At 45.2% G+C, this 17,944-nt stretch carries 17 protein-coding genes; 6 read left to right on the forward strand and 11 right to left on the reverse strand.

Annotation, left to right across the window (positions count from 1 at the left end; translation table 11 throughout):
- Positions 1 to 56 precede the first annotated feature (56 nt).
- From QQL36_RS08770 to QQL36_RS08790, 5 genes are all read right to left on the reverse strand, one after another.
- Positions 57 to 326 carry an HU family DNA-binding protein gene (locus QQL36_RS08770; protein ID WP_012788562.1) on the reverse strand — a complete coding sequence of 90 codons (270 nt, stop codon included), beginning with the start codon at positions 324 to 326 and terminating at the stop codon, positions 57 to 59.
- A gap of 307 nt (positions 327 to 633) precedes the next feature.
- The gene (locus tag QQL36_RS08775; protein ID WP_083723334.1) at positions 634 to 936 is read right to left on the reverse strand and encodes a DUF4286 family protein; all 303 of its coding nucleotides are present in this window, start codon (positions 934 to 936) and stop codon (positions 634 to 636) included.
- Positions 937 to 951: 15 nt separating this feature from the next.
- The gene (locus tag QQL36_RS08780; protein ID WP_083723333.1) at positions 952 to 1,716 is read right to left on the reverse strand and encodes an exodeoxyribonuclease III; all 765 of its coding nucleotides are present in this window, start codon (positions 1,714 to 1,716) and stop codon (positions 952 to 954) included.
- Positions 1,717 to 1,787: 71 nt separating this feature from the next.
- Positions 1,788 to 4,538 (reverse strand): methionine synthase, encoded by a 2,751-nt coding sequence (gene metH, locus QQL36_RS08785; RefSeq protein WP_321569540.1) that lies wholly within the window; start codon positions 4,536 to 4,538, stop codon positions 1,788 to 1,790.
- A 33-nt stretch (positions 4,539 to 4,571) separates the two neighbouring features.
- The gene (locus tag QQL36_RS08790) at positions 4,572 to 5,588 is read right to left on the reverse strand and encodes a homocysteine S-methyltransferase family protein (RefSeq protein ID WP_083723331.1); all 1,017 of its coding nucleotides are present in this window, start codon (positions 5,586 to 5,588) and stop codon (positions 4,572 to 4,574) included.
- A 272-nt stretch (positions 5,589 to 5,860) separates the two neighbouring features.
- Between QQL36_RS08790 and QQL36_RS08795 the strand changes: the two genes are divergently transcribed.
- The gene (locus QQL36_RS08795) at positions 5,861 to 6,061 is read left to right on the forward strand and encodes a hypothetical protein (RefSeq protein WP_083723329.1); all 201 of its coding nucleotides are present in this window, start codon (positions 5,861 to 5,863) and stop codon (positions 6,059 to 6,061) included.
- A 114-nt stretch (positions 6,062 to 6,175) separates the two neighbouring features.
- Here QQL36_RS08795 and recR read toward each other — a convergent pair whose 3' ends face one another.
- The 3 genes from recR to QQL36_RS08810 all read right to left on the reverse strand — a co-directional run bounded on the left by recR (position 6,176) and on the right by QQL36_RS08810 (position 11,597).
- Positions 6,176 to 6,793, reverse strand: coding sequence for a recombination mediator RecR (gene recR / locus QQL36_RS08800; RefSeq protein WP_321569541.1), 618 nt, complete (start codon positions 6,791 to 6,793; stop codon positions 6,176 to 6,178).
- Positions 6,794 to 6,840: 47 nt separating this feature from the next.
- Positions 6,841 to 8,355, reverse strand: coding sequence for an Ig-like domain-containing protein (locus QQL36_RS08805; RefSeq protein WP_321569542.1), 1,515 nt, complete (start codon positions 8,353 to 8,355; stop codon positions 6,841 to 6,843).
- Between the two features lie 83 nt (positions 8,356 to 8,438).
- Positions 8,439 to 11,597 (reverse strand): ATP-dependent DNA helicase, encoded by a 3,159-nt coding sequence (locus QQL36_RS08810; protein WP_321569543.1) that lies wholly within the window; start codon positions 11,595 to 11,597, stop codon positions 8,439 to 8,441.
- 54 nt (positions 11,598 to 11,651) lie between these two features.
- Here QQL36_RS08810 and QQL36_RS08815 point away from each other — a divergent pair, with 54 nt between their 5' ends.
- The 5 genes from QQL36_RS08815 to QQL36_RS08835 all read left to right on the forward strand — a co-directional run bounded on the left by QQL36_RS08815 (position 11,652) and on the right by QQL36_RS08835 (position 14,350).
- A complete protein-coding gene (locus tag QQL36_RS08815) occupies positions 11,652 to 12,113 on the forward strand; it encodes an SRPBCC family protein (protein ID WP_321569544.1) in 462 nt (153 codons plus the stop codon).
- 76 nt (positions 12,114 to 12,189) lie between these two features.
- Complete coding sequence (locus tag QQL36_RS08820) at positions 12,190 to 12,693, forward strand: sigma-70 family RNA polymerase sigma factor (protein WP_321569545.1); 504 nt, start codon at positions 12,190 to 12,192, stop codon at positions 12,691 to 12,693.
- The gene (locus tag QQL36_RS08825) at positions 12,694 to 13,185 is read left to right on the forward strand and encodes a hypothetical protein (protein WP_321569546.1); all 492 of its coding nucleotides are present in this window, start codon (positions 12,694 to 12,696) and stop codon (positions 13,183 to 13,185) included. It abuts the gene before it with no gap.
- 47 nt (positions 13,186 to 13,232) lie between these two features.
- Positions 13,233 to 13,763: a hypothetical protein gene (locus tag QQL36_RS08830; RefSeq protein WP_321569547.1), complete on the forward strand. Its 531-nt coding sequence runs from the start codon at positions 13,233 to 13,235 to the stop codon at positions 13,761 to 13,763.
- 83 nt (positions 13,764 to 13,846) lie between these two features.
- Positions 13,847 to 14,350, forward strand: a complete 504-nt coding sequence (locus tag QQL36_RS08835) for a lipocalin family protein (protein WP_083723321.1) — start codon at positions 13,847 to 13,849, stop codon at positions 14,348 to 14,350.
- Between the two features lie 43 nt (positions 14,351 to 14,393).
- Here the strand turns inward: QQL36_RS08835 and QQL36_RS08840 are convergent, their stop codons facing one another.
- The 3 genes from QQL36_RS08840 to ispG all read right to left on the reverse strand — a co-directional run bounded on the left by QQL36_RS08840 (position 14,394) and on the right by ispG (position 17,900).
- Positions 14,394 to 15,296, reverse strand: a complete 903-nt coding sequence (locus QQL36_RS08840; RefSeq protein ID WP_083723320.1) for a LysR substrate-binding domain-containing protein — start codon at positions 15,294 to 15,296, stop codon at positions 14,394 to 14,396.
- A 57-nt stretch (positions 15,297 to 15,353) separates the two neighbouring features.
- Positions 15,354 to 15,629 carry a hypothetical protein gene (locus tag QQL36_RS08845; protein WP_083723360.1) on the reverse strand — a complete coding sequence of 92 codons (276 nt, stop codon included), beginning with the start codon at positions 15,627 to 15,629 and terminating at the stop codon, positions 15,354 to 15,356.
- A 327-nt stretch (positions 15,630 to 15,956) separates the two neighbouring features.
- Positions 15,957 to 17,900 (reverse strand): (E)-4-hydroxy-3-methylbut-2-enyl-diphosphate synthase, encoded by a 1,944-nt coding sequence (gene ispG / locus QQL36_RS08850; RefSeq protein ID WP_321569548.1) that lies wholly within the window; start codon positions 17,898 to 17,900, stop codon positions 15,957 to 15,959.
- Between the last annotated feature and the right edge of the window lie 44 nt (positions 17,901 to 17,944).

Genomic DNA, 17,944 nt, shown 5'->3' on the forward strand with positions numbered 1-17,944 from the left:
AATAAAAAAAGCAAGAAACAGTAATGTTCCTTGCTTGAATAAGGTAAGCTAACAGATTAAAGCTTGTCGGACAGAGCCTTACCAGCTTTGAATTTAGCAACTTTCTTAGCTTTGATCTTGATGATCTGGCCAGTCTGTGGGTTTCTACCGTTACGAGCAGCACGTTTAGAAACAGAGAAAGTACCGAAACCTACTAAGGTTACTTTACCACCTTTTTTCAGGGTATCAGCAACAGCCTTAGTGAAAGAATCCAGTGCTTCGTTAGCTTGGGTTTTAGTGATACCGGCATCTTTTGCCAGTTTGTCGATTAATTCGGCTTTGTTCATAGCTAGTAAGATTTAACTAGTGAATTAAAATGTTTGATGTGAGCAAATATAGCGCGTTTTATCAGATTACCAAATTTTTTGCATCTTTTTTAAGCAAAATTTTATCGGCTGAAAAGGGCTACAGGTAACGGTTACAGCTGATTCGCTCATGATATGGATGTATGAGCAAAACAGGAGTTAACGTCTGAAACCCGCTGCTAGTGGCAATTTGCTACTGGTTTTATAATTAACGTAAGAGTGTTCCAAGTATTGTACCAAACTCACAATCCCTGATAAACAGTGGATTTCCTGTGGATAAGTTTAAATGTTAAACTACCTGCATCACTGTTCTAAAGGCTACAAACTGGCTTCCAAACAGGTCATAAGCCCTTTTTTGGAGCACTGGCGCATACTCGTCTATGTAAGTTTGGTAGTTCTCGAGTGTATCTGCAAAGAATTGTACAGAGTAGGTGAGACCATCTTCCTCATCCTGTTCCAGCAGCCTGCACATGCGGTAATCATGGAATAAACCGGTATTCATGATAGCAGGGATCTGGTCTTCTTTCATCCATTGCATCCATCTGTCGTTGATAGGATGCGATACCATTGTGGTAACGTTAAATATGATCATAGTTGGAAATCCTTGTTAGTGGCTTAATTGCAGGTATATAGGGCAGTGATCAGAGTGCTTTACATCGGCATAAATCTTTGCCTCTTTCAGCTTTTCCTGCAGTGGAGTAGTGACACTGATATAATCGATACGCCATCCCTTATTATTATTGCGTGCATTGGCGCGGAAACTCCACCAGCTATATTGGTGCGGATCATTACAGAAATGACGGAAAGTATCTACGAAGCCGTTTTCATATAACTTGTCCAGCCATGCACGTTCTTCAGGCAGAAAGCCACTGCTGTTTTTGTTGCCTACGGGATCATGAATATCGATTGGTTTGTGCACGATATTGTAGTCGCCACACACAATTATATTAGGTCTTGTGGCTTTGAGTGTATGGAGGTAGCCAAAGAACTCATCCAGCCATTGGTATTTATAGGTTTGTCTTTCGTCTCCACTGGTGCCTGAAGGGATATATGTGTTAATGAGTGTAATATCCCCAAAATCGAGGCGTATTACCCTGCCTTCGGCATCACTCTGCATGTAGCCATTTCCATATTGTACATGGTCTGGTTTTATCTTAGTGAGTACAGCTACACCGCTGTATCCTTTTTTCTGGGCAGGATACCAGTAGTGTTCATAGCCAAGCTCGTCAAACTGTTGGAAGTCTACATTGTCTTTGTGTGCTTTGATTTCCTGTAAGCAGATGATATCGGCGGGATCAGTTTTGAGCCATTCAGTGAAGCCTTTTGTCATGGCGGAACGGAGCCCGTTTACATTGTACGATATAATTCTCATACTGTAAATATACGAATGCCGGTGATTGCAGCGCAACCACCGGCATTCAGCTAAAAATTATAACGAAGTTTTTACATGTCGTATTCGAGTACCGGTCTAAGCCATTTCTCTGCTTCTTCTACAGTCCAGCCTTTGCGCTCAGCATAATCTATTACCTGGTCTTTCTCGATCTTTCCTATACCAAAGTATTTGGCAGCAGGGTTGGCAAAATACCAGCCACTTACACTTGAAGCAGGATACATGGCCAGTGATTCTGTGAGTGTGATACCCGTGTTCTCAGTAGCATCGAGCATATCGAACATCTTGTATTTCTCTGTATGTTCAGGACAGGCAGGATAACCAGGTGCAGGACGAATACCTGCGTATTCTTCTTTAATCAGGTCATCTTTGCTCAGGTGTTCTTCTGAAGCATAGCCCCAGAATTCCTTTCTTACACGCTCGTGCATCAGCTCTGCAAAGGCTTCTACCAGTCTGTCTGCAAGGGCTTTCAGCATGATGCTGCTATAATCGTCATGGTCTGTTTTGAACTTTTCCAACCATTCTTCAATGCCACCACCTGTAGTAACGGCAAAGGCTCCCATGTAGTCCTGGATACCTGTATCGGAAGGGGCGATAAAGTCTGCCAGTGATATATTTGGCTGACCAGGCGCTTTCTTGATCTGCTGACGCAGACATTCCAGATTTACGGTACCCTGACCTGGTTTTGGCGACAATACGGTGATGGTATCATCCGCTGTTCTGCTGGCAGGGAAGAGTCCTATTACGGCATTGGCGGTTAACCATTTCTCTTCAATGATGCGTTTTAGCATCACTTTGGCATCTTCATACAGGCGACTTGCTTCCACACCGACTACTTCGTCCGTCAGGATCTGCGGGAATTTGCCGTGCAGTTCCCATGAGATGAAGAAAGGCTGCCAGTCTATATACTTAGCTATATCAGCCAGTTCATAGTTCTTAAATACCTGTACTCCAAGTTGTTTTGGAACTACCGGATTGAATCCTGTCCAGTCGCTGATCGCCTTGTTCTGGCGGGCTTCTGCTATAGGCAGGTATTGTTTTACTGGTTTCTTATTGCGGAAGTTATCATTGAGTTTGGTGTACTCAGTTGTTACATCCTTCAGGAAGTTTTTTCTCAGGGCTTTGTTCAGCAGGTTACCGGTTACGGTTACGCTGCGGGATGCATCCAGTACATGTACCACGCCGTGTTCATACTCAGGTGCAATTTTTACAGCGGTATGGGTACGGGAGGTAGTGGCACCGCCTATTAATAATGGTACTTCAAAGTGCTGGCGTTTCATTTCTCTGGCCACGTGCACCATTTCGTCCAGACTAGGGGTGATCAGGCCACTGAGGCCAATGATGTCCACATCTTCCTGGCGGGCGGTCTGCAGAATTTTTTCCGCCGGGACCATTACCCCCATATCGATGATTTCGTAGCCATTACAGCCCAATACCACACCGACGATGTTTTTACCGATGTCGTGTACGTCGCCTTTTACAGTGGCCAGCAGGATCTTTCCGGCTGATTTGATCACGCCACCATTCTCTGCGACCATCCTGGCTTTTTCTTCTTCAATAAAAGGTGTCAGTACGGCCACGGATTTCTTCATCACACGGGCGCTTTTCACTACCTGTGGCAAGAACATTTTACCACTGCCGAAGAGGTCGCCGACGATGTTCATACCGTCCATGAGCGGACCTTCGATCACATCCAGCGGACGGGGATATTTTTGTCTGGCTTCTTCGGTATCAGCTTCTATATAGTCAGTGATACCATTTACGAGTGCGTGGCTCAGTCTTTCTTCTACGGAGCCGTGGCGCCAGGTTTCGTCTTTTTCGATCACCTTGCCTTTTGCCTTTACGGTTTCAGCATAGGCGATAAGGCGTTCTGTAGCATCTTCACGGCGATTCAGGATGGCATCGTCACAGAGCTCGCGCAGCTTTGGTTCAATTTCATCATAGATCTGCAACATACCGGCATTCACAATACCCATGTTCATGCCCGCTTTGATCGCGTAGAACAGGAATACAGAGTGCATGGCTTCGCGCACCAGGTCATTTCCTCTGAAGGAGAAGGAGATGTTGCTCACACCACCGCTTATGCTGGTCAGCGGCATCAGTTCCTTGATACGGCGGGTGGCGTTGATGAAGTCCACTGCGTAGTTATTGTGTTCTTCGATACCTGTGGCAATCGCAAAGATGTTCGGGTCGAAGATGATATCCTGTGGATCAAACCCTACTACTTCTGTCAGGATCTTGTAGGAGCGATGACAGAACGTTACTTTTTTCTCTTCTGTATCTGCCTGTCCATACTCATCGAAAGCCATTACGACTACAGCTGCACCGAAGCTTTTGCAGATAGTAGCCTGTTCAATGAATTTCGCTTCGCCTTCCTTGAGAGAGATGGAGTTCACGATACATTTACCCTGCAGGCATTTCAGACCAGCTTCAATGATGCTGAACTTACTGGAGTCGATCATCACCGGGATCCTTGATATATCCGGTTCTGCGGCGAGCAGGTTCAGGAAGGTGGTCATTGCCAGTTCACCATCGAGGAGGGCATCATCCATGTTTACGTCCAGTACCTGCGCACCGTTTTCTACCTGCTGGCGGGCTACAGACAGTGCTTCTTCGTACAGTCCTTCCCTGATCAGACGGGCAAATTTTTTAGAACCGGTTACGTTAGTACGTTCACCAATATTGATGAAGTTGGTTTCTGGTCGTACTATCAGTGGCTCCAGGCCGCTCAGGCGCAGAAATGGTTTGATGACAGTTTGTTCCTGTCCGGTGGCAGTTTGCGCGGGATTGAGTGTATCGCTCATGGGTAGCTATAGTAATTAGCGGATAAATTAAAATTAAGCCAGTGTTGTTTCCTTTACTGGTAATGGTCTTGGCGCGATTGTCTTCACGTGCTGAGCAATGTGCCGGATATGATCCGGAGTGGTGCCGCAGCAACCGCCAACGATGTTTACAAAACCTTCTTTAGCAAAGTCTTCGATGATGCAGGCTGTATCGTGCGGCGTTTCATCGTATTCTCCGAATGCATTTGGCAGGCCGGCATTTGGATAGCAACTTACATAACAGCCAGCTATCTGTGCCAGTTCCGCCACGTGTGGACGCATCTGCTCACCGCCCAATGCACAGTTTAAGCCGACAGAGAATGGTTTGGCGTGCATTACGGAAATATAGAATGCTTCCAGGGTCTGACCACTCAGTGTACGTCCGGAGGCATCGGTGATGGTACCGGAGATCATGATAGGTAGTTCTGGTTGTTTGATATCCCTGAAGTATTTCTTGGCAGCGTAGATAGCGGCCTTACTATTGAGGGTATCAAAGATGGTTTCGATCAGCAATATATCTACGCCTCCTTCGTGCAGACCACGAATCTGCTCGTAATAAGCAGTCACCACTTCGTCAAAAGTAACGGAGCGGAAGCCTGGATTGTTCACATCGGGGGAGAGGGAGAGTGTTTTATTCAGCGGACCGATCGCACCAGCTACAAAGCGGGGCTTTTCGGGGTTCTTCGCTGTATAATCGTTTGCTGCTCTTTTTGCAATTTGTGCAGCAGCTATGTTCAGTTCAAAAGCGAGTGCCTGCATATCGTAGTCGGCCATGGCGATGGTAGTGCTACTAAATGTATTGGTTTCGATGATGTCGGCGCCAGCTTCGAGGTATTCCCTGTGAATGGCTTCGATGATCTGTGGCTGAGTCAGGTTGAGCAGGTCATTGTTGCCTTTTACATCCATATGGTAATCCTTGAATCGCTCGCCTCTATAATCTGCTTCTTCCAGCTTGTAGCGCTGGATCATGGTACCCATAGCACCATCTATGATCAGAATACGTTCTGCCGCACACTGGGATAATGATTTCATATCGATAATGTGTTTACTATTTTTTCTGGAAAGACATACAAAGATACTTATTAATTGCCTCATTATATGAAATATCACCAGCGGAAGATGTATTTGCAGAATTTTTTACTTTATTCAGGAAAATGAGAGAAAATTTTGTTTGAAACCAAAAGTCTACTATATTTGTAGGGTAATACAACAATGGATCAGTATACCACCATCTGATTACTACCAGGGAATCCACCACTTTGCCCGCATAGTTAACAACCTGCTTAAACAAAAAATTTAAGACAATGAGCATTGCGAAGCATGTACAGAGCTTACAAAAGCATTTAGCGCAATTTGGTTTATACCCGGTTCCTGAGGATGCTGAGAATGAGGCCTCCACTGTATTTAGAATCTGCTTTCTGAATAAGTATGAGATTGAGCGCTGGCGCGAGCTGCGCAATGAGGAAGAGGGCGGCGGAAAACTTAAAGACAAAGACCAATCATAGCTTTTTCATAACGTGGAATTACAGGTTAAACACACACGGGTGTTGTTGAGCACTCGTATCTTATTTAAAAAACGCTGAAAGGCAGCTGCAGAACGCTGACACCTTCAGCGTTTTTTATTTCTGTACATAACTTTCAAGTGGTAAACGATTAGAGATGGATCTGGCCAGCGTCATTTCATCCGCATATTCCAGTTCGCCGCCGAAGGCGATACCACGGGCGATGGTGGTGATCTTTACAGAGAAATCCTTCAGCTTTTTAGAGAGGTAATAAATGGTTGTGTCTCCTTCGATTGTCGGGCTCAGCGCCATGATGATCTCTTCCACATCTTGCTGCTGTACCCTTTCAACCAGAGAATAAATATTCAGTTGGTCCGGACCAATACCATCGATAGGGGAGATGATGCCTCCAAGTACATGGTATACCCCGTTGAACTGCTGGGTATTTTCAATTGCCATAACATCGCGGATGGTTTCCACGACACATACCAGTGCTTTATTGCGGGAAGGGCTGCTACAGATAGAACAGATTTCATCGTCAGAGACGTTGTGGCAGTATTTGCAGAATTTGATCTGGTCACGCATGCGGGTAACCACCTCGCCGAATAGCTTCACCTGGGCCGGGTCCTGTTTGAGGAGGTGTAATACCAGGCGAAGCGCTGTTTTCTTGCCTATACCGGGCAGCCGCGCAAATTCATTAACAGCATTTTCTATCAGAGCGGAAGAAAAGATCATGGTACAAAAATAATGATTTTTCGTGGGGGCAGTGCGCCCCCGGCCGGTTATAACTGCAATTTGATCGGGACTCCCCAATTGGCTTTGATGTTCTCCTTTTTAGGGAAGTTCACTACTCTTTCGGGTTGTTTTTTTGGTGTACCATAGTATACCCCACGATCCCATTTGCCATTATTGTTATCATCAATCAGGATCCTTACTTCATATTCTGCAGGGATAATGCGCTTTTGGATCCAGGCGCCATTTACAATTTTGCCCGAGTATTTTATGTCTTTTTCTTTCACCAGCAGTGCCACAAAGTGCATGGTATCTCCACCTGCAGCTTTCAGACTATCGCTGAGTGTGAGTGAGAGCATTGCACTGCCGTAATCTGATTCTTTTTTGGCAGTGAAGAGGATCGTATCGGCTTTGGACTTTTCCTGACCAAGGGTATCTAGTACGGCCTCTTTAGGAATGGTGAGGCGGTATAGGGTACCTTCTTTCCAGTTGTAAACCAGGTGCAGCACTTTGCGGGTAGAGTCGAAGAAAGTGGTGAAGGCCACTGGTTTGAATGTAGTATCTTCTGCCAGGAGTATGTGGGTGGTATCCAGTGTTTTTACAGGTGCACTGAAGTTCACGATCAGCGGTTGGCCAAGATCCTGGGAGTTTTTCTCGCCCAGGGTAGCTGCCAGGAAGATCTTTCTTTTCTTTTCTTTCTCTTTTTCTTCTTTGCTCTTGTGGTCTTCTTCTTCAGGAGGGGCATTGTTACCACCTGAAGGAGGGCCACCTGCTTCGCCACCAGGGCCGCCCATCTCGTCCGGACCACCTTTGAGGGTAGAATCTTTTTCCAGGAAGGTGAGCAATGGTACATCGTACAGGTTTGTTTCGCGCAGGTGTATCAGGCTATCATGGAAGGCGATCAGTTCTTTGGGGTCGTTGTATTGTAAGTCTTTGTTCTCTTCTTTGATGGCGAATAATTTATAATCGCCGGGAGCCAGGTTTTTGAACCAGAATGCACCATTGCCTTTGGAACGGGCATAGTATACCGGCTTTTCCTTGGAAACCACGGAGTCTTCCAGGTGGCGGTACATCATAACAGATACGTTACTATCCGGTTTACCAGTTTCGGCATTGATGATGAAGCCTTTTACCTGCAGAGAGTCGAGGTAGTCGCCGGTAGATATTACGTAGGCATAGTCCAGAATGGGGTTATGCTCGTTGATATCGCGGATGGCGTCTGCAAAGTTGAATGTATAAGTGGTGTTCTTATCCAACGTATCCTTGATGACCATGGTGATAGTTCTCAATTTGGCTGTCACGGTCGGGGTACGCTTCAGGGTCGGGGATACGATCAGCTTTTCGAAGATGTTGTCCAGCTCTATGTATTCATTGAAAGACAGGACAACCTTGTGGGAGTTGAAATGCAGACTGGAATCCACAGGACTGGCATTGAGTAATACAGGAGGTAAAGTATCCTTAGGTCCTCCACCGGGCGGAACAATATTCGCACAGCGGGGGAATAAAAGTACACTTGCTATGATTACAATAAGCAGGGAAACCCAGCCACGGAAGTTCTGATTCATTTTTATCATATTATGCCAAAAACCGGGTCCAAAGATCAAATTTGAATCAGTAATATCCAAATATTGCCGGAGCGCAGGAAATGTTAAAATTGTAATTCACTCTCTTCCTCGAGGTCATGCAGTGCGATGTGCAGCTTATGATCCTTCACAAAGTTGCACCATACGCAGTCTTCTTTACCACATCCGGTATAGAAGTCTTTGTTCTGGATTTTGGTCCAGGTGTCCACGATCTGCTGTGTTACAGCTGCGATATCGTCTGCTGTGATAAACACTTTTTCCTTGTGATAAACCTTTTGCTTATTTGGCTCGATGAAGTCAAATTCTGTACTGGATACCTGCCAGCTCTTGGAGCGGTAGTTGTCCAGCATGATCTTATAAAATACAGCCTGGCGCCAGTAGTCGCCGCCGTTTGGATTTTTCTCGTTTGGACGGTCAAACTTTTTGTAGTCTTTGATGGCTTTTTCGTAATCACCGGTTTTGTAGTCCACTACATTCACCTGATTGCCTTCAAATTCCAGTTTATCCACCTTTCCTTTTAGCGGTACGCCACTCACTACGATATTGCGCACATTCCTTTCCACACTTACAATTTTGTTCCAGGTGCCGATGTAGGTATCGTAGTAGTTGGCCAGAATATCCTTTCCATACTCCATCCTTCTTTCAAAAGATTCGCGGGTAAAGCATTCGCGATTACGGCGCATGCTCCATACGAAGTCTTTGATGAATTCTTCGCGGGTAGGGAAGGCGTTGTTGCCCGCTTCCTGCATTTTCTGGAAGAGTTTTTCCAGTGCATAGTGTACGGCAGAACCAAATTCGGTATTCTCTGAGCGTCCTGTGGGGATGCGTACGAGGTTTTTATAGAAGAAGCCCAGTGGGCAGTCCAGGTAATTGTTCAACGCAGTCACGTTCATGGTAAAGCTGGAGAGCAGGTTGTCGATGAACAACTGATCTGCACGGGCAATTTCCGGTGCCAGGTTTTTGCTGTAGTGGAGAGATTCGAAGGCGAAAAGCGCTTCGTCGGAAAGTTCCACTTTTTCGTTTGGCAACTGGTGTTGTTCCAGTATTTCGGTGATGAACATGCTGGGTTCCAGTGGCTTTCCGTCCAGTCTGAATTCCGGGTAACTGATGTACAGGTATTTTTCTGCACGGGTGATTGCCACATAAAAGAGGCGGCGCAGTTCCTGTTCATCTGAACTGATGGATTGTGTAGCAAATACCGTATCGGGGAAGGAGAAACCGCTGTTGTTTTTCTTCTTCTTTTCCCAGAGGTGGGAGTTGGTGCCTGCCAGGAAAATATATTCGAATTCCAGGCCTTTTGAACCGTGTGCTGTGATCAGGTTAATACCCTTTTCATTGCCGGACACCTGTACCAGTGGAATCGGAATTTTATTGGCTTCCATGAGGTCTACCATTTCTACAAATGGTACGAGGCTCAGGTCAGGATTACGGCGGGTTTCTTCTTTGATAAAATCGAAGAGTGCCTGCAATACTTTCATTAGCCACATCTTCTCAGGCGAATCCATAATATGGGAGAGGATACCTCCTTCGCTGATAATGCTGGCAAAGAGTTGTTGCAGGGTGAGATTATGTGCTTCTTTGATCCATCCTTCCAGCATTTTGCTCATCTCCATCATGGCCTGTTCAGGGGCTTCAGTAAAGAGTGTGAGGTTACGGGTGGCCTGCCACTCCTGCAGGTATTGACGCATGGAAGATTTCTCCGCATATCCTTTTTCGGCAACCCGTATACTTACTTTCGCTATTTCGACAGGTGGTATATCGTAGAAATCAAAGTGCATGATTTTAAAGAGCAGATCGTCTCCGCTGTAAGGCGTATCCAGTTCAGCTGCCAGGTAGCGAAGTATGGTGAGTACTTTTCGTGCAAACGGATTTTCAAAAATGTTCACATGCTTTTTGGAATAGAATGGAATGCCTTTGAGCCGGAAGTATTGCGCCAGCTCTTCGCCAAAGCGATTCTCACGGTAAATCACTGCTATCTTGCCGGCGGGAACGCCTTTTTCAAGCAGTGCTACCATGGTGTTTGTCAATCCGGCCATTTCATCGCGGGGCGTGTTATAGCGCTGGATGACGGGTGTGATATTGAGGTGCATCAGCTTCTCGTTGCTGGACGTTAGTTGTTTACTAAGGCCAGGCAGCTGATTTACCAGACGGGAATCGCCGTTATTGTCAATCAGGGTCATGGAGGCATCCAGGATATTCTGGACAGAACGGTAGTTCTGTGTAAGCACGATGGTGAGCAGGGTTTCTGCAAAGCCCCCGGCAAACTGTTCCATATTCTCAATATTTGCACCCTGAAAGCGATAGATGGATTGATCGTCATCGCCTACTACGAATACGTTTGGCAATTCCTCGCCATTGATGAGTTGCTGTATGAGTTTATTCTGGGTACCACTGGTATCCTGGTACTCATCGACGAGTATGTATTGAAAGCGTTCTTTGTAGTCAGCGAGTAGGTTGGGGTTTTGTTCAAAAGCCCTGATCACCCAGTTGATCATATCGTCAAAGTCATACCGGTTAGCGGCATGCATGAGGGAGGTGAACACGAGGAACTGCTCTACAGCAGCTTCCAGGCGGGCCATCTTTTCCGCTTCGGCTTCAATTTTATCAGTGCGGATATCGCCTTTTTTAAAATTTTTGGTCGCTCTTTTGCAGATAAATTCATCACGGTTTGGCAGGTCGTCAATATAAGTTTTAATGGCGCCTTTGATGTAATCAACAGTCCAGCCTTCCCGCTTCATGGTGGAGAAGAGGTTGGAAAGGTTGTTCATATCAAAGTATACATCGCCACGATAGCGTTTCAGAGGATTTTGCTTATCAAATCCGTCGATAAGTTTTTTGAGCAGCTGTATTTTTTCCAGCTCGGATATCGGATCAAGGCTATTCTTTTCAAAAAAGCCAAGGTTGTCCTGTATCACTTCGTTACAGAAGGAGTGGAAGGTATGAATATTGACACGGTAAGAATCGGGGCCGATGAAATCGGTGAGTCGTTTACGCATGGCGACGGTACCCGCATCGGTGTAAGTAAGGCAGAGAATATTTTGTGGTAAAAAGTCTGTATCGCGCAGAATTTTGCCGATACGCGATGCCAGGATCTGCGTTTTGCCGGTACCGGGACCGGCTATCACCATCACAGGGCCTTCGGTATTATCAACGGCTTCCCGCTGTCGTTCGTTCAACCGATTATATACTTCCTCGAAACGTTGTTGATATTGATCTCTGGACATGACTATATTTGAAAATGGATTAGCATCTGGCGACACTAAAATATATATGAAGTTATGGCAAAAATCTATCGGTTGCGGTATGAGCAGGTATTAAATACATCAATATCGGAGGCATGGATGTTTTTTTCCCGGGCAGATAACCTGGGAAAAATCACGCCCTCGTATATGCGATTTGACATTACTTCGCCTGTGACAGATCAACCTATTTACGCAGGGGAAATTATTACTTACACTATTCATCCTGTATTGGGTATACCACTTAGCTGGATGACGGAAATTACACATGTGAAGGACGGTGTGTACTTTGTGGATGAGCAGCGGAAGGGGCCCTATGGTCTGTGGCATCACCAGCATCATTTTGAGGAAGTGAAAGAGGGCGTAAAGATGACTGACATCGTACACTACTCACTGCCATTAGGTCTTTTGGGTAGGGTCGCACATGCTCTTTTTGTACGGCGTCAGCTAGAGGGAATCTTTGCCTACAGGCGAAAGAAGATTCAGGAGTTCTTTGTATGACATTTATATGTTATAACAAGAAAGTTGATGGTTATTGGTAGAATAGCTATCTTAGTTATAGTTAAACCGACAACATTTGGGACAGGCTGCTGTTCATATTGATGAGCATTTACTGATTGAACGCTTGATTGCTGATGACCCCGGGGCCAGGGAGTTATTGTATGACTACTATGGCCCAGCTCTTTTCAGTTTAATTTTACAAGTGGTTCCTGATAATAAAAAGGCTGAGGACATCCTTACTACTGTGTTTGTACGTATATATAGTGAGGTATATACCTACAAGCAGTCCGGCAACGCCACGCTCTTCGGATGGATGATGCGCCTGACAAGGGAAATAGCCCTTTCGGAGGGATGTCATACAGATGGGAAAATAGTGGGTGGAGTCACTATTCAGGGACAACATTCGCTACAGCGATTTACCAACACCCTGCCACAGGAAAAACAAAAAATCTTTTACCTGTGCTACTTCAAAGGCTTGCCTAAAGAAGCAATCGCTAGGATGATGGGGGTGGAAGCAGAAATGATAGCTGGACAGATGAAGGAAATTATGGTGGCTTTCAGAAATTTTTTAAGAAATTAATTGGAACTGGATCACTACATACAAAGCGGTATCATAGAGAGCTATGTACTTGGGCTTGCTACCAACGTAGAGGTAGAAGAGCTTCAATATATGCGCAGGCTCTACCCGGAACTCAACAGTGAAATAGCTGCTGTGGAGAAGCGTATGGAAAGACAGGCGTTTGCAGAGGCTGTATTGCCTCCTGAGCGTCTGAAGGACCGGATCTTCCAGCGGATCAACTGGCGGGAAGAAGATTATCATGACACCACTGATTATCGCAGATCCAATCAAAACCAACAGGCTAATTACAATAACACCTATATCAATATCCAGCCAAAGGATAATCAATACATCACCGTGCACAAGTGGTGGAAAGTGTTTTTCATTGCTGTATTTATTCTCTCAAAGGTTTGTCTGGCTTCTGCAATTTACTTCTACCTGAAGTACCAGATGCAGGACAAAAAGCTGGAACAAGTAGCTCCCCGTGCAGAATTACCTGCCAATTCCAGGTGATTTTTCCTATCAAAAGCACAAAAAAGTAATATAATTCAGATTTTAATTTGACATTTGCGAAGGCATGTGAAGTTGACCTTGGGGGGAACACATGGTTTCACCTTCTTATTTATCACCCTCTGGATTTACAAGATTACATAGATAGTGGCATTATTGAAAGCTATCTGCTGGGGCTTGCCTCAGTAGAGGAGGAAGCATTGCTGGAACGCATGCGTTACATCTACCCTGAGCTGGAAACAGAAATCGCCATGGCCGAGTACCGGCTGCAAAGAATCACCGAAGCGGGAAGTGTGACTCCTCCCGCAAAAGTCTGGAATAAGATTGCTGCTCAAATCAGCTGGGAAAAACCTCCCAGGGATAAAAGGCCGTCGCCTGAAAATCCGACCTATATTTTACAGCCCCGCAACTATACGATGACAGTAAGCATCTGGTGGCGTTGTGCAGTTATTGCGATGGGTATGATTATTATAGCTTTAACAGCTACCACCATTTATTTTTATAACCGTTTTCATCAGATGGAAGACCGATTTCTCCGCACGCTGTCCAACATAGAACAGCAACAGCAAACCCATAGGTAGGTTTGGTACACTTCTTGTCTTTTCTTATCTCTAGCTGGTAACTAATTGCGTTACTGCCTTTTTAACATTTAAATATTTCTTACATGAAGCATCTTACATTAGCAGCATTGTGCTTGCTGGCATCTCTTTTCACCATATCCTGCAAGACCCAGTCAGGGGCAGCTACCAATACGAATGTGAGCGCAAGCAAGGGTAATATAAAAGGAAACTGGGTTATCACTGATATCAGCTTTGAAGGGATTCCACAGCATTCAAAAGTTACTGTTTTTGACCAGGCTTCTTATAGTTGCTTTAAAGGTAGCCAGTGGATATTCCCAAATAATGAGACAAACGGTTCTTTTACACTGACGAATACCGACGATGGTTGTAGCACAGCTTCACAGCCTATTGTATGGTCTATTTACAAAGCAGGGGGTGTAGAAATGTTACAGTTCAAAAAGATTGGTGGTGGTGTAAAAGCGAAGAATGTGGCAGAAGGATACCGTCTCGAGATCAGCTCCCTGGATAAAACTACTATGGTATGGAGAGCTGCGGTGAACTACGAGGACAAAACAGGATATATCATTTACACGCTACAGCGTAGCTAAGGAATAAACAACTGAAACCGGCTGAAAGGGCCGGTTTTTTATTTTATAGTTGTTGTGGTTCGGCATGTTGTCTGGCAAAGCGCATAAACAGTTGCGCTAATTTATCCTGCTGTCCCTGCAGGTATATAAAATGGAACTTTCTCACCAGTTTAAAGTTCTTGACTGGCAGGATCTTGAATTCTCCTGCTTCCAGCTCCCGCTGTACTGCTTTGAGGGAGAGAAATGCAGCGCATGGTGCATGGTGCAGGTAAGATTTTATACTCTCTGTACTACCCATGTACATAGCTATCTGCAGGTCGGTCAGCTTTAGTTTTAATCTTTTCAGTTCATCCGTAATTACTTCCAGTGTACCTGAGCCGTGTTCACGCATGAGCAGGGGAATATTTTTAAGATTTGCTGCATTTAATGGAGTATTGTCACCGTAGTTGTAGTTGACATTTCCAATCAGGACTATTTCGTCTTTTGCAATTTCCACATACTTGAGGACCGGATTTTTTGAACGGCCTTCTATGAGACCCAGTTGAATATTTTTGTCAAAGAGGGCCTGTTCTATCTGTTCGGTATTGCCACTGATCAGGGAAGCTGTGATTTCAGGATAGCGTTGGTTAAACTGTGCCAGTAAGGGTGGTATGAAGTATTGTGCGATAGTGGTACTTGCACCTAAAGCCAGCAGGCCGCCCTGTTCATGTTTGAGCTGGTTGATCTCGTATTCGAGATTGCGGTAGCTGGTAAAGATATCGTCTGCATGTTTGAGCATCACCTGTCCTGCACGGGTAATCTTGATACGGTTGCCTATTCGTTCAAAGAGGGCCATACCCAGCTGTTGTTCCAGTTCGTGAATGTGTTTGGTCACGGCGGGCTGGGAAATAAATAACTCTTCGGCTGCTTTGGTAAAGCTGAGGCGCCGGGCTACTGTATAAAACACTTTTAACCTGAAGTCCAACATGCGATAAATGTACGAAAATAAAAAAGCTGGCCTGTAATAGCCAGCCTTTTACAATAATTAAGCTTTCTTTTTAGTGTTAGTTGCTTTAACGTCTTTGTTCTCCTTGAAACGTTTGTCAGGAGTACCATCTTTCTTTTTAGGTCCACTGGCAGTCTTAGTTTCTTTGTTCTCCTTATAACGTTTATCAGGCGTACCGTCTTTCTTCATCTTTTGAGCATCCTGTTTAGCTTCAGTTTTTGGCTTGTCTTGTTTTTGCTGTGCGGCAGGAGTCTGTGCAAACGCGATAGAAGCACCCATGAGCAGGGCGAATACGCCAGTCAGAAACTTTTTCATAGTGTTGTTCATTTTAAATTAAAAAGTATAGAAAATATTACTTCAATGCTGGTTTAAGCGACTGGTACTTAGAATTTTAAACCGTAGTTCTCACATATAAAATACGTATATATACGCTTGACTCAGGGCCTCTGTCAGGCGTACCTTTGTATCACCTGACAATAAGATAATTAACCCCAAAAACTTATTTGAATGTTAAAGAAAACGATGTATCGATTGTCTGACTATATATTATAACCCCAACTATTGATTTTAGTTCGTCCGTTAACCTCAAGAACACGCATAAAGATGCGAGGGCTGTTGGTTCACAACAGCCCTTATTTATTTTTAGTTATTTGTATCTACCCACATGCCGTTTTCCCTGATCAGGTTGATCAGTTCATCTACAGCTACGTCACTATTCAAACCACGTTTTACCACTTCTTTACCTTTATACAGGGTGATTTTACCAACGCCGCTACCTACATAACCAAAGTCAGCATCAGCCATTTCGCCGGGGCCATTTACGATACAACCCATGATAGCGATCTTAACTCCTTTGAGATGATTGGTTACAGCTCTGATACGTGCAGTTGTTTCCTGCAGATCGAATAGGGTACGACCACAAGAAGGGCAGGAGATATATTCAGTTTTAGAAATTCGGGTACGGGTAGCCTGCAGGATACCAAAGGCTACGTTATTCAGCAATGTACGATCTACTGTGTCATCGGCAGTATTTGTCTTCTCCAGCCATAAGCCATCGCCAAAGCCATCCAGCAGTAAGGCGCCGGTTTCTGTAGCGTAGTGAATCAGGTGTTCATCGTTTGTCTGTTCTGCAGCCAGGCAACGAAGTATTACCGGCAGCTGTACCTTTTGCTGTATCAGTGTCATGAATGCCCTTCGTATTTCAGGCATTGCATGCTGATTGGATGAATGCAGGCAAAGCACTACGGGTTTGCCATTGTTCAATTGCAGGAGCAGTTCTTCTGTCATTGCAACACCGGTATTGATGTCTACAAAGTTTAGAATTGCAGAAGTATTTTTTGCCTGTAAAAACTCTTCGGTAGAGAAGAGGGGCATGTATTTTTCCTTGTCATCAGCAGTTTCCCAGAGGGTGTTGGGAACGATCACTTTCAGTGTGCCAGGCAATGCAAAGGAAAGGACCTCATGGCAGAACAGGTAGTCTGCTGCTGCATCGGCAATATTCCATTTGTCAGTATCTGCATCGTAATTATAGCCGATACTCTTCAGGTCTTCGGGTGTGATGTTATTGACTTCGCTCAGGTCAGCTACTACTACCGGTACCTGTTTGCCACCTACATTGTTAAAGGCGATAGATTCACGGCGTTTGTAATTGAAAGGAGAGTAAGGCACCTGTTCAACCGGAGGGACAGGTGCGTGTTGCTGACGGTTGGTATAGCGCTTTATCAGGTCGCGGCATACAGGCAGTTCGAATTCCGGATCTTCTGTGAGAGAGACACGAATTGTATCGCCGATACCATCTTCCAGCAGGGTGCCGATACCAACGGCCGATTTGATACGACCATCTTCACCATCACCAGCTTCCGTTACACCGAGGTGCAGTGGATAGCAATGACCCAGTTCATCCTGCATGGTTTGAATGAGCAGGCGGTAAGCCTGTACCATTACCTGCGGATTGCTGGCCTTCATACTGAGAATGATGTTGCGGTAGCTCATGTCTTCTGCGATACGGAGAAACTCCATCGCGCTTTCCACCATCCCCATGGGAGTATCGCCGTAGCGGCTCATGATACGATCGCTGAGGGAACCATGGTTGGTACCGATACGCATAGCGGTACCATATTCTTTACAGATGTTCACCAGTGGGGTGAATTGCTTGCGAATACGGTCTGTTTCAGCCATGTATTCACTGTCTGTATAGTTGATGGTCTCAAATTTCTTTTTATCTACGAAGTTGCCGGGGTTGATACGCACTTTTTCCACGATGCGGGCTGCTACTTCAGCAGCATTGGGAGTGAAGTGGATATCGGCCACAAGGGGGGTATGATAGCCTCTTTTACGCAGTTCGTTTTTGATGGGCAGCAGGTTTTCTGCTTCTTTTTTGCTGGGCGCAGTAATACGCACCAGTTCGGAGCCCGCTTCGATACAACGAATGGCCTGCTCTACAGTAGCCAGGGTATTCATTGTATCTGTAGTCGTCATGGTCTGGATACGCACAGGGTTAAAATTCCCTATCAACAAATCTCCTACCTTAACTTCAAGCGTAGCCAACCTTTTATACTCCGTCAGTGAATTACAATATAACTGCATAGTTCGAAAAAATATCCAGGACAAAGGTAACAAAAAGCATCACG

Source organism: Chitinophaga sp. LS1 (assembly GCF_034274695.1).
In the GTDB taxonomy this organism is placed as follows: domain Bacteria; phylum Bacteroidota; class Bacteroidia; order Chitinophagales; family Chitinophagaceae; genus Chitinophaga.